This window comes from Paraflavitalea soli, from assembly GCF_003555545.1.
GTDB lineage: Bacteria > Bacteroidota > Bacteroidia > Chitinophagales > Chitinophagaceae > Paraflavitalea > Paraflavitalea soli.
In genome coordinates this window covers 2,515,706-2,528,685 of sequence record NZ_CP032157.1, presented here as the reverse complement: position 1 = coordinate 2,528,685, position 12,980 = coordinate 2,515,706, and the positions used below count along the sequence as shown (strand labels likewise).

Sequence of the window (12,980 nt, the reverse complement as noted above, 5' to 3'; positions counted from 1 at the left end):
TGATCCCTCCCCGCTTTACTGTTTGATCAACCGCTCTGCGGTACCATCTGCAAATTGTACTACATATAGGCCTTTAACCAGGTGTTGCAACTGGATGGGTTGTGGATTGGTAGTGATGATGATGGTTTGCAGCAGCCTGCCATTGGCATCGTGTAAGGTGGCCTTACTGTGCAATAAGGCATTGCCTGCATGGATATAGGTGATATCGCTGACAGGGTTGGGGAAGAGGCGAAGGCTGTTGTTGCTGTTATTGGTAATCGCGATAACAGAACTGTAAGTGAATCGTTGGTCGAGGTCCACCATCTTCAAGCGGTAAAATGTTTTGCCGGCATGTATGCTCTGATCGTCATAGCTGTAGCCATTGTTTCCATTGCCTGCGGCAGCGATGGTGGCGATCCGGGTAAAACTGCTGCCATCAGTACTGCTTTCCAGTTCAAAATGGCGGGTATTGATCTCCTCGGCTGTAGCCCATTGTAATTGGTTATAGCCGCTGCGCTGGTTGCCTTTAAAGCTCAGTAAACGCAAGGGCATGGTGTACGCATGCGTCTTGGCAAAAAAGCCACTGAAGCCCGTTACATGTATACTTACTTCCCAGCGGCTGCCGGTGGCATTCCATTGTATGTCGGTATCTGCGGGATCAATGGTGGCCGATGCGCCTGAATAGGTAGAGGGTAATCCACTGCCATCGCTACTGGTGCCGGCGCGTTTTTCGATAAGCAGGTTAGCAATGCGGGTAGCGTCGGTGGGACCAGTTGGCAATTGCAAGGTATTGACGGCATTGAAATCATCGAACTCCGCCTGGGTAAAGTATAGGGTTACCTTGCCGGTGGCCGTAGCCGCATTCAAGGCAGGTGTTATTTCATAATGCCGTTTTACATATAGGGCAGGCTGGGTGCTTTCTATCCATACTTTGGCATCCACAGCACCGCTCACCGTGGTGCCCGTGCCATCGGGCGATACCATGGCCACCACCCGGCAGGCCGCTGTGAAGGCGGTAGTGGAGAGGCCGGCAGAAATGGTGGCGGTTACTGCATCACCACTGTTGGCCAACACCAGGCCACCCGTATTACTGCCTGTAAACTCATAGGCGCCAAAGTCTATCTTAACGCCGTTGTGTATGCGTGGTCCTCCATCCAGGTCAGTGGTGATGGATGAGAGGTCAATGCTTTGTCCCACGGCAAAATAGTCGTTTTTGCCTTTGTTGATGATTGGACTGCAAGGCTGCAGGCGATAGTCCCCGCCGGTACTGATGCCCGGTGGTAAGGGGTTTACAAACAGGGGGTCGGAAGAGCCCGCTATATTGAAGGTAGCCGTGCCCATGAGGCCCTGTACCAGGCAAAATTGTATGTCGGGTGTGGAACCTGCGGTGTTGAAGATGCCACTACTATTGCCGTATAGAACACTGTTGCGTAACCGGGGGGTAGCACTGGAGGCATTGTACATAGCGCCCCCATCCGCAGCCGTATTAGCGAAATTGGCGCTGATGGTGCAATTGGTCAACTTGGGTGAAGAAGCTGTATTGTATACGCCTCCGCCTTGAGAAGCGATGTTGCCGGTGATGGAACAGTTGGTGATAATGGGGTCGGACGTATTTCTATTTTGTATGCCGCCGCCCCTTGAGACCGCTGTCGATCCATTGCCGCTGATGATACAATTGGTGATGAAGGCATTGGCATCTTCATTACTGATACCACTGCCGGCCGGGGCTTTATTGTTGCTGATGGTACAATTGATAATGCGAGGCGCACCGGTTTGGTTAAAGATGCCGCCACCCATAGTGGTGGCATTGTTACCGCTGATGAGGCAGTTGGAAATCGTGGGTGCAGATACCCGGTTAAATATGCCAGCGCCATAAGTTGTCTGCCCGCCGGTAATGGTAAAACCATCAAGCACGGCAGCATTCGTGAGGCCATTACCATCATTGTACACCACGGATCTTCCATTGCCCTGCAAGGTGCTTGTATTGGCTGTAAGCGATAGGTCGCGCTGGGAGAGCACCGTTTCCGTTCCGGCAAAACCGCCGTATACTTTCACCCCCTCTTTCATCGTGAAATACGAATTGGTGGGACGCTGGTAGGTGCCGCCTGCCACCCATACTTCATCGCTGGCGGTGCTGGCATTGATCATGGCTTGTACATCACCGCTGGCGGTGGACCAGTCGGTGCCGGGGCCTGAGGCGCCGGCTTTTACATAGCGGATGGTGGCCTGGGCGCAAACAGCGCCTGAGAGCAGGAGGGTACAGAGTATTGTTTTCAGCATATGGGTGTAGGGGTTAAAACGGGCCATATATCAGCCGGCAAAACTAATCAAAGGACGGAGCCGTAAAAGCCTGGCAGGGGAGGAGTTTGTCCTGATTTATAAATCAGGACAAAAAAATGGGCTTACGGATCATAAATGGGGCATGGGTGTCAATTACTGCTATAAAATTGACCGTTTACGGGTAGATTGGTGTCAAAAGAAAGATTTTTTAAAAATATTTCGATTTGCTTTAGTACAGCAGGGCGATTTACTTGTTATAATAAAAAGGATAAGGTTTAATGGTTAACGAATTTGATTAGTGTCGCCCCGCGTTTCTACGCGGGGCTCTTTTTTTTGGGGGCTGGATGGTCAGCAATTGGGAAAGTAATATACTGGACACTGGAATTCATGAGTCGAGGAGCGGTCAGGAACCACTGAAGCGCGGTTTCTCCATTGTCGGGCTGAAAGGCGACAACATATACCAGTGATGCTACATTGGGATGGTTGCCCGCTTCGGTGATCACGACGCCACCCCAGGAATGACCAACCAGTACGGTGGGACCATCTTGTTTGTCGAGCGCCAGATGGGTGGAGGAATGGGGCGTTGTAGTGAATGGTAATAAAAAAAGCCCGATGTAGAAACATGCGGGCCGATTGCTATATAAAACACTGCTATTAGTGGGTTAGACTTTTCATTGTTGCATGAAATGCGTCAATAAGAAACCAGGGTGGTAACACTGGCGGCCGGCAGGTTGATGCCAAATGCGCCGCCGCTGATGGTGAAACTGTCACTGGTAAGGTTGCTGGCACTGGTGGTGCGGTACCGGTTGAAACCTGCGACGGTGGCGCCGCTGATGCTGAAAGGCTGATAAGTAATGGCGGCATTCTGGTTAATAGCTACCACGATGATCTTCGACCCGCTTTTATAGGCGGTGGTGTATACACCGGTGGTAGGATTGGCGGTGCAGGAGATCTTATTGTAACCCGGCCTTACCCACCTGGCCCACTGGGCTGCTACATATCCACGCTTGGTGATATTGCCGCTTTCATCGATAAAACCATAACTTCTGCGCAGGTACCACCACACATACATGCTGTAGCCGGCATTCATGCAATCGTGTATCTCTTTGGCTACACCCAATGCATCGGTCCAGTTGTTGGCATCATTGGTATTGGTGTAATGCTCCGTCATCCATACTTCTTTTCCGGGTGAGTACACATACGGTGTTTTCCCATAGATATGCCCGCATACATAGGTTGTTTTGCTGCTGGCGGTAGCATTGGACAGGTAGGTATCCATATAGGTCTTGTCCATATTGAATGTTTCGGGCGCCATGATGGGGGCGCCACAATTGCTGCCCTGGGCGGCCACGAAGGAGGCCACTTCGCTTGCGGTGAGCTCCATGGACTCGTAGGTGACGGTAATATTGGGCTCGTTGATGGGACTGATGGCCGATACGCCGCCAACAGTGTTGCAGAAGTTGCTCAGGTGCGCGGCGTAGTCTGCATAGGATGTTGTCTTTAATTTTCCACCTACGGTATTGTTGTTTGTTTTCATGGAGGCGGGCGCTGTCCAGGCAGATGCGACGACGGTAGCACCAAAGGATTTGGCGGCATCGATGGTTGGTTTCTCTGCGGCGAAGTCGGCACTGTTGGGCGACACCCGTACCCGCAATACGCTGAGACCAATGCCGCTGGTGGGGGAGAAGGCAGTGGTGCGTTGCGCTGCGGTGAGGTCGGCGATCCATCCCCGGATACTGGCGGCTCCAAAGCCACGGATATACTGCTGTACGGTGCCGGCATTGATGACGGCTGTTGCTTCTTCCCTGGGCTGCCGTCCGGGGTTTTCTTCCGGCTCATTGGTTGGTGGCGGCTCACTGGCTGTTTGTTTGGCACAGGATGCCATGAATAAGGTAATGACAAGTAAACTCGTTAGCGTTTTTTTCATAGATGGTCTATTTGATGGTTATAAAAGACAAGGGTATACGAACCAGGAAAGGTCACTTAAAGGGCGGGATAAAAACCGGACAGCAGTGTAATTGTATGTATATCTAAGTTATTGAATGTTTGTAATGGCTGTGCGGAGGCGACTGGTCTATTCGTCTCAATAAGTAAAATGGATGCAGCTATAGAAGGTGGGCCTGTGATGTGATTTAATACTGGCCAGTTTCGAGGAACTTTGTATACAGTTGGGTGTTAAAATTATCGGTTAGGAATCTCCTGTCCACTGATGGCATGTTTCTTGTCATCGATTTGCACGGCACCCGCTGCTTTAGGGAAAATGAATATCCTGTTGTAGATAACACGCACAGGCACACACTCCTCAAAGCCGCCGCCTAAACCCCGACACTTTAAAGAACCTTTGATTTCCCGGTCAATGACCAGTTTTTTGTGTACGTCCATACCCGATTGTAGGCTAAATATCATAGATAATAAGGAATGCAACTTTGGCTGAAAGACCAATCCCGCCAGGGAAGCTTTAATGTATTTTAAATATTGCCCGATCTATGAATACTTCTGCGATTAAATACATGCCTCAACTGGATGGGGTACGAACGATTGCCGTATCTGCTGTGATGGCTTCACATTGGATATTCACCGGCAATTCGAAACTCCTGACCGGCCTCACCGGTGAAGGTGGCGTCAACCTGTTCTTCGTTTTGAGCGGCTTTCTGATCACCAATATATTGTTGATGGGAAAAGAGCAGCCGGGAATGGGCAAGTTTCAATTGTTGAAGCAGTTTTATATTCGCCGGTTTCTTCGCATCTTCCCGCTCTATTATTTTGTGGTGATCGCTGGTTTTATTTTTAGTATTCCTGCTGTCAGAAATCACATGCTTTGGTTTCTAACCTACACAGCTAACTATTTTATTGCCTGGCAGAAGGGAGGCGGCATTTTCTATACACATCTTTGGTCCCTGGCAGTTGAAGAACAATTTTATATCTTCTTCCCTTTTGTCGTTTTGCTAACACCCAGGCGCTATTACTTACCCGTTTTTTTTACATTAATATCGATAGCGATCCTCTTCAGGATTATTCCCTACTTTCTATTGGATGATGCTCTCCTGGCCTATTGGGTTGCTTATGCATTTACTCCGGGGTGCTTTGACGCTTTCGCCATCGGCGCCATACTGGCTTATTTCTTCAGGTATCATCCCCAGGACCTGCAAGCTATTTTACGAAAGCGCTGGATTTTTGTAACTGCGTTCGTTTTGTGGATGGTACTATCTTACTTCGGGATCGGCATGCCGAAAAGGACCGTTTTTTCCATTTTTTGCTTTTGGATGGTGGGGATGGCTGCCACGCATTCATTCACCGGAGCTTTTGGAGGTTTTTTGAAAAACAAGGTCGTTGTCTATCTGGGAAGGATATCCTATGGATTGTATGTTTATCACCACTTCATGCCGTGGGTATTTAGCTCACTGGGATTTGAGGATTCCTGGCAAACCAGGCTACTGTACCTGCCGGTAACAGTGCTGATCGCTACGGCTTCCTGGTTCCTGATGGAAAAACCAATCACTGATCTCAAGCAATACTTTGAATATAAACCATCTGCTGGCGGAGAATCCTGGATAAAACAAGCGGCTCCACAACTTCTCAGGATATCATTGACGTTCCATGTAATAGCATTCCTTTTCGCCGCTGGATTCGTATTCCAGCATAGGCATAAGATCTTTGCCCGGTTTAACAAGGCGGATATCAGTACGGCAAACATCAATATGCATGGAGATTCCAGTATCTCCAGAAGAAATAATGATCAATGAAATGGATGAGTAATTACTCCAGCGGGCGAATTTTGCTGAAACCAGGTTATCTTTTATTACTTCCTGTAATCATATCGAAACCAGGCAATATCAATATAGCCGTTATCATCTTTGGTATTGAAATTAAAGATCCCTATCCGGTCGCCCCGGTAGCTGCCCCAGGTCAATTGATAGGTGCTTCCAAAAGATTGATAAGACTTGCCATCCGTGCTAAAAGCATACCGGCTGACTCCGCTGGCATCCCAGGTTGACCGTAGCCAGATCGTTTTTCCATGTACCTGTATGCCCGCAGTGTCCTTTCCATTGTTGTCATACACCAAGGTCCGAATCCCATTTTCCTGTTTGATGCCAAATAAGCTGTTGCTGGTGGTTGAAAAATGCGTCAATCCGGCAAATTGCCCATCCGCCATATGGCTGATGTCGATGTTTACGGTTGCTGTATTGGCAGGTGTGCGCATGCTGCGTTGTGTGAGTGTGTTGCCTGCCCTCAGTATTATGTTTCCCTGTTTGTTTGATGGAATGGGGGTAAATGCATACAACCGGAGATAACCGCTGCGTGCGGTTAAAGACCATTTGCCGGCTCTTGGCTGATAGTTCCATTCCCATTGCGCTTTTAGTTTTCCGGCATTGAACTCATCGCTGGTTTGAATGGACACTTTACTTTTAGAGGGTACAGGTTTATTACCAGTCCAAACCATGCGCCCGATCGTGTCGGGGCCTGGCTGTCCAATGACCGGCCACCCATCGATCCTGTGAACCGGTAAAAGGCTTGCCGGACGTCCTTCCCAATCTCCACTGCCATGGTGCGTAAGAAAATACCAGTTGCCTGTTGGCGCCTGCAACAATCCTCCCTGGTTGGGTTCTCTATCCAGTTGCTTGTTCACATGGTTTAATTGCCTGATCTCCCAGGGCCCATAGATGTTTTTCGAACGCCCCATCATCATCACACGTCCTTCGGGCTTGACCTCGCTAAAAAAGTGGTAATAAAACCCGTCGAACTTATACAGCTTATTGGCTTCGCTTCCATTGGATTGATGTATGATGGAGTCGGACTCCATGAGGAGGCTTTTCCCATCAGGTGTCATTTTAAATAAATGAATATTGTACTTTTTGTTATTTTTTGGATCAACTGCAAAATTGGTAGCAATAAAATAGAGCTGTCCATCCTCATCACAAAACGAACAGCAGTCATCCCAGCCATTTACATTCCATACATGATGTAGCGGTTCCCAGGGACCTGCCGGATTGGAAGCAGAACTCATAAAGAAACCATCATCAGGGGTGCCGAAATACACCCAAAACCTGTTCTTATAATACCTGATGGAACCTGCCCAGATGCCTTTGCCATAACAATTCATCCGGTCCCAGTTCAAATTGGGGCTAATGCGTGAGAGATCATCAGCCACATGACTGATGATCTCCCAGTTTATGAGATCTTTAGAATGGATCACTACCATGCCGGGGGAAAATTGCATGGTAGAAGAAATGGCATAATAATCTTCACCTACGCGTATGGCATCAAGATCGCTATAATCGGCCGGAATGACCGGATTGACATAGGTTCCATTTTGCTGGTCTCCCCAATTGCCATTCGTTTGGGCCTTTGAACATACACCTGCCACCAGGCAACAAAACAAGAGTGATAAAAACCTGCGCTGAATCATCTGACAATAATATCATTTTTTTTAATAGATATGCCACTCCCGGATGCCATTGATATCGCTTATAATTTCGTCATTGTCTTATAGTTTTATGATCTTTTTAGTGATGAGCGCCCCGCTGGATTTTATCTGTAAATAATACACACCTGCTGCTAATCCGCGGACGGACACTGCTTCGGATGTACGGGCAACCAGGATGGTTTTTACCAGCATCCCGTTTTGGTTGTACATTCTTATAACAGCGCCGGGCTGCACTCCGGTAACCTGCACATGCAATATTTCTGTAACAGGATTGGGATAAACACTCATATTCCCGCTGTTTGCTTCTGCGGACCCATTTTCCTGGCTCATCCGGGCAACTGATGCCTGGGCCTGGCAATCACCCAGGTGATCACCATGGTTTAAATGATCCTGTACGGATGCCGCGGAAATACAGATTGTTTTATTGTTGTGACAGATCATCACTTTGTTGTTGTTATTGCCACAACGTACATCCATTGTCTTGATAACAATGGAAGCGGTAGAAGAACATCCATTGCTATCTGTAACGATCACTGTATATGTTTCTGTTGTATCTACGCTGATAACAGGAGTGGTTTGCCCGCTGCTCCACTGATAGCTGTAAGGTGCGGCACCTCCTGTTGTATTGGCGGTTACGTTCAGCGATGTTGGTCCATAACCTATGTAAATGGTATTCCTGGCATCCACTGCAGGATTCATGGCATACACATCCGGAATGCTTGTTATTACTGCTGTATTTACTGTTACAGAAGTTGACGCGCTCTTACTATTGCCATGTACATCGGTTACTGTCCAGGTAATGGTTGATTGGCCGGCATTGAATGCGCCGCTTGCATCTGATCCGTTCCCGTTTCGTGCGGTGGCTCCGCTTACACTGTAACTGATGGAAGCAATGTCGCCACTATCAGTTGCGGTTAATGAAGGAATACTATAAACGCCTGATTGAGCGTAACAGAAGAATTGATCCAGGGGCGCAGTAAGTACCGGCGACCTGTATACAATCAGCTGCTGTGCTACTGGTGTAGCAGCCTTATAAGTGTTATCTCCATTTTGGGAAGCAGTAATAGTGGTCATGCCTTTGCCTGTAATATGAACCATTCCATTGAGAATAGTGGCTACAGTTGTGTCGGAACTAACATAGGTTACCGGCAACCCTGAAGAGGCAGTGGCGCCTGCATTAAAATCACTGTCGCTTACTTCTTTTTGTGTGAGGGTATTAAAAGTAATGGTCTGCTGTTCTTTAGCGTTTTCTGCAATCTCCGCATCGCTCAAAGCCCTTTTGTAGATCTTAAATTCGTCGATAGCGCCATTGAAGATGGGATCATTAAATTGAGATTTTCCCAGGTAGTTTAAACTGGTACCGGTTGTAGCGCCGGCCGGGGTAAGCTGCGCGGGTTTGATATTGATAGCTGTATTGGTCGATACCAATGATCCGTTTATATACAGGCGGGCAGTGTTGCCTGATTGTGTAACAGCCAGGTGCACCCATGTATTCAAAGGGAAGGTATAGTTGGAGCTTACGTTTAATTCCGTTCCTCCGTTCTTAATAGCATAGCGAACGGTTGATAACTTTACTCCATTGACGGTCGGAGTGCCTATTTGCACTGAAAGGAACATATACTGGGTAGTACTGTTGCCAAAATCAAACACCCGCATCCAGTTGGCCAATGCATCCATTTTGACCCAGGCTGAAACGGTAAAATCGTTTAAAGTGCTTACGATACCGGCCGGCAAGGTTGCATAGGCATTGGCCGTGCCATCCAGTTTAAGGGCGTTCCCGTCCTTCCCGGCTGTCCGCGTTGCTGCGGCTGCCAATGTGCCGTGCATGGCTCCCCAACTGTCAAAAGCCCGTGTACCGCCTGGTTCATTGAACTTCAGGTAAGCCAACTGGCCAATGTTGGGTAATGCCGTCACTTCCGTACTGGAAGGTCCTTCACCAGTGCTATCTATTGAAGCAATTACATAATAGTAAGTGGTGCCATTGCTTACCACTGTGTCGGTGTACCTGATCGTACTCACGGTTGCCATGGTAGTATAAGGTCCGCCTGCTGTAGTTGAACGTTTTACCCTATAGCTAAGGTTATGGGCAGGATTCCATTCCAGGATGTTCTTAGCATCCCCTGCGGCCACCATCAGGTTGACCGGAAGATCATCCACAGGCACAAAGCGGAAAGGAAAGGTATAGGGGACCGGATCATTTTCATTTCCACCTTCGGTTAGTATTTTGTCGTCGCTTTGGTACCAATAGCCATTGCCGGCCGTTTGAGCCCGCTGAATGGCATAAGAGGTTCCATCAAAGTAAATATTCATGGAATTCCAGGCATCCAGGTAGGGGCTTACACTGCGGCCAAATTGTGCGTTCTCATTGATATAATTACTGAAAGAAGACGGTGCACTGAGGCAAATGATCTTATACCTGCCATTGCCCTGCTTTGTGACATTCCAAACCTGCAGTAAAGGATCGGAATTTACCGTGTCAAATAAAGGGGTATTGGTGTTATTCTTAGTCCATAAGGAATCACCGGTAAGTGTTTTAAGATAGTAGTTCCCATTTGGGAGGGTATTCATTCCGTAATACATGGATGCTTTGTACCGTTTAATGGCATTTTCCAGTATTGTGACGTAGCCACTAATTTCAATAACGGTGGATTGTGGATTGTACAATGACTGTACATGGCTAATGCTGTCATTTAGCTGTGCCCTGGCAGCCACCGGGAATTTACCCAATTCATTTGTTGTAGAGACAACAGTTGTATCGCGTAATTGTATAGCTTCTGCCAGTTTGCGCTGGTAGGCTGAGTCTATTGCTGATGCAGTGACCGGTTCTATCTGGAAGATCTGATTGGGTCCATCGGTCCATCTATATATGTCCATTGTAACACCGTCGGCGGTATTGGAACCGGGAACCTCCAGTGCTTTCTGACTTTGTTTTGCAACAATACTGAAGGTTCCATTTCCCCTGTCTTTAATAAACCAAATCTGTCCTGAATCTGTAGCCGACCAGGTGCGTTGTTCGATCCTGGCTCCATCCGTTATGGCATTGCCCACTATATCCATCACTTTTCCGCTGAGTAAATTAGTGATCTTGTAATCTGTACCAGACAGAGGGCTTATGATCCAATGCTGGTTGCTTTTAAAAGAATAGGTGTTTTGTGTCACTAATGCACTGTCGGCAGTTGAACCATTTTTTACCTCTATGGCTTTGCCGCTATGTGTTACTATAATACGGTACAGGCCATCTAAGGTTTGCAGAACATAGGGCGCATAGGGGGTGGCGGAATCTGCAGGAGCATCAGCACTTGTGCCGGCCGTATTTACAGCACAAACCTTGTAATAATAGGCCTGTCCGTTCATTACATTGTTATCCATAAAACTGTTGCCGGAAAGAATAGCCGCAATGGTTGAGTAAGGTCCGGCTTCGGAGTTGGCCCGTTTCAGCGTATAGGTATCGGCTCCGAAGGAAGACAACCACCGAAGCTGCACCTGGTTATTCCCGGCGTATGCATATACAGAATGAGGCGCTTCGGGTAGGATAACCATCCCTCCCTGTCCTCCTGTAACACTTACATTGCTGAAGGTAGCGGTCATGGGAACGCCATTGGCATTGGAGCAAACAGCCAGGCCAATATAGGCCGTGCCGGTAAAGCCCGCATACCGGCCCTGCACTTCCGTAGCCCAGCTAACGCCGTCTGGCGAATAGTAGGTGGCGATCACATCTCCGACCCTGTCAATCTTAACCCAATATGCATCCTGGGGAATGGTTCTTTCAGGTTTTTCCCAGTTAGAGCCGCCCCTCATTTCCGTCCATCCATGCATATAACTTTCTGCCCGCTTACCTGATTTAATGGCGATCCAGGCCCTTTGTGCAGCGGTGGCTGTCAGATCCGACCTGATCATCAGGCCTGCCCTTGCATTCAGGGCAGTTCCACCAACGGACTCCACTTTGGCGATGATCGAGCAGTTGCCGGTCACTTCTTTATAAACGAAGTGCAAACCATCAGCGGAGTGTGTCAGTATTTCAGCCCCACCACCAGTTACTGTCCATGTATTGTTGTTATAGGAGCTGCTTCCTGCCGGGGCAGCTGTTCCTATATCGAGACTGGTTAAGCCGCCTGTGCCAACTTTCCCAGGATCAGGAACAAACTGGGTTTGTGGTGGCACAACAGCGGTAGAATTATCCTCAGACTTATAAAACCAGGTATATACCGGATCAAACCGTCTTGGTATATCTGTTAACCGCTTTGTTATGTAAGCGGGATTTAGCTTATTACGTACGACATAGGCGCCATGTAACAAGGTCAGTCCCCATCTTCCTCCGTCCCAAACACCGGGGGGATCGGTTAAATAATACCAATCAGTCGTACCAAAGGGTATGAACCCGATGGACCCCTCTGTGTTTCTCCGGGAAAAATATTCTCCTAAAGCGAGGAGCCGGTTATCGAGTTCGGAATAAAGGTCGAGGCCTTGTTTCCAAAACACTTCTGCGGCAAAGGCTATGCTGCCCCACATGCCATGAGAATGCCCCTGGTCTCTTCCGCTTTCACCATGTTCTCCACTGGGTAACGTGTTTTTAAACCCGGTAGAACCTATATATCTCATCAGGTGAATGACATGCGCCACCTTGGCCGGCTCATCAGAAAAGGCGGCGATGGCGGCGCCTGCGGCGATACTCAATGTGCCTTTGTTGGCCGGTCCCAAAGCATAACCTGCACAACCTGAAGCCTTCCAGTATACGTTGTTAAACAGGTTTTTTACTGCCGTGGTGTTGGCAGGTGTCCAGCCACTCCATGTTCCCCGAAGGATGGAGGCAGCACCGCCAAAAGCATAGGCATAATCTCCCAAGTCCAGGTTGGCCTCCTGTCCTCCAAATCCAGTCTGCTTATTGGCCCATGCCACTAAAATATCCCTTGCCTTTACAGCATAGGCTTCATTACCTGTAAAATACCACATCAGGGACAGGTTAAATGAAGCTGACATATCGCTTCTCCACTGGTTAAGGTTATAATTGATATTACGGGCAACTGAATCAAAGGGGCCCTGCATGGTGTAGGAGAGTTGTGACTTGCCGTCTGCCGCCAGGATATCGTAAGCTTGTTTCCATGGATAATCTCCGGCCTGCACATGGGCTTTCAAAATACTCAGGTCTGAACCCGACAACGGAATACCCGGATGGGTAAAGGTTTGCCCTCCCGCTTTTGAGGAAAGCAACAGGATAAAGAGCACAGCGAGAAAGCAGTTGAGCTTTCCGGCCTTATAGGCAGCAGCATTGGTTAAGATTTTTTTCATATAGCAGATT

At 48.3% G+C, this 12,980-nt stretch carries 7 protein-coding genes; 1 reads left to right on the top strand and 6 read right to left on the bottom strand.

Annotated elements, in window-relative coordinates; translation table 11 throughout:
* Positions 1-15 precede the first annotated feature (15 nt).
* From D3H65_RS09245 to D3H65_RS09230, 4 genes are all read right to left on the bottom strand, one after another.
* Positions 16-2,259 carry a T9SS type A sorting domain-containing protein gene (locus D3H65_RS09245; protein ID WP_162915510.1) on the bottom strand — a complete coding sequence of 748 codons (2,244 nt, stop codon included), beginning with the start codon at positions 2,257-2,259 and terminating at the stop codon, positions 16-18.
* 314 nt (positions 2,260-2,573) lie between these two features.
* Complete coding sequence (locus tag D3H65_RS33285; protein WP_262707720.1) at positions 2,574-2,822, bottom strand: alpha/beta hydrolase; 249 nt, start codon at positions 2,820-2,822, stop codon at positions 2,574-2,576.
* A 128-nt stretch (positions 2,823-2,950) separates the two neighbouring features.
* The gene (locus tag D3H65_RS09235; RefSeq protein ID WP_162915509.1) at positions 2,951-4,186 is read right to left on the bottom strand and encodes a glycoside hydrolase; all 1,236 of its coding nucleotides are present in this window, start codon (positions 4,184-4,186) and stop codon (positions 2,951-2,953) included.
* Between the two features lie 254 nt (positions 4,187-4,440).
* On the bottom strand, positions 4,441-4,641 hold the full coding sequence (locus tag D3H65_RS09230; RefSeq protein WP_119050030.1) for a hypothetical protein: 201 nt from the start codon (positions 4,639-4,641) through the stop codon (positions 4,441-4,443).
* Positions 4,642-4,745: 104 nt separating this feature from the next.
* On the opposite strand from D3H65_RS09230, the gene D3H65_RS09225 reads away from it, so the two are divergent.
* On the top strand, positions 4,746-6,002 hold the full coding sequence (locus D3H65_RS09225) for an acyltransferase family protein (RefSeq protein ID WP_119050029.1): 1,257 nt from the start codon (positions 4,746-4,748) through the stop codon (positions 6,000-6,002).
* Positions 6,003-6,058: 56 nt separating this feature from the next.
* Here D3H65_RS09225 and D3H65_RS09220 read toward each other — a convergent pair whose 3' ends face one another.
* Both D3H65_RS09220 and D3H65_RS09215 read right to left on the bottom strand, forming a co-directional pair.
* The gene (locus D3H65_RS09220; protein ID WP_119050028.1) at positions 6,059-7,666 is read right to left on the bottom strand and encodes a glycoside hydrolase family 43 protein; all 1,608 of its coding nucleotides are present in this window, start codon (positions 7,664-7,666) and stop codon (positions 6,059-6,061) included.
* 78 nt (positions 7,667-7,744) lie between these two features.
* The gene (locus tag D3H65_RS09215; protein ID WP_119050027.1) at positions 7,745-12,970 is read right to left on the bottom strand and encodes a LamG-like jellyroll fold domain-containing protein; all 5,226 of its coding nucleotides are present in this window, start codon (positions 12,968-12,970) and stop codon (positions 7,745-7,747) included.
* Positions 12,971-12,980 lie beyond the last annotated feature (10 nt).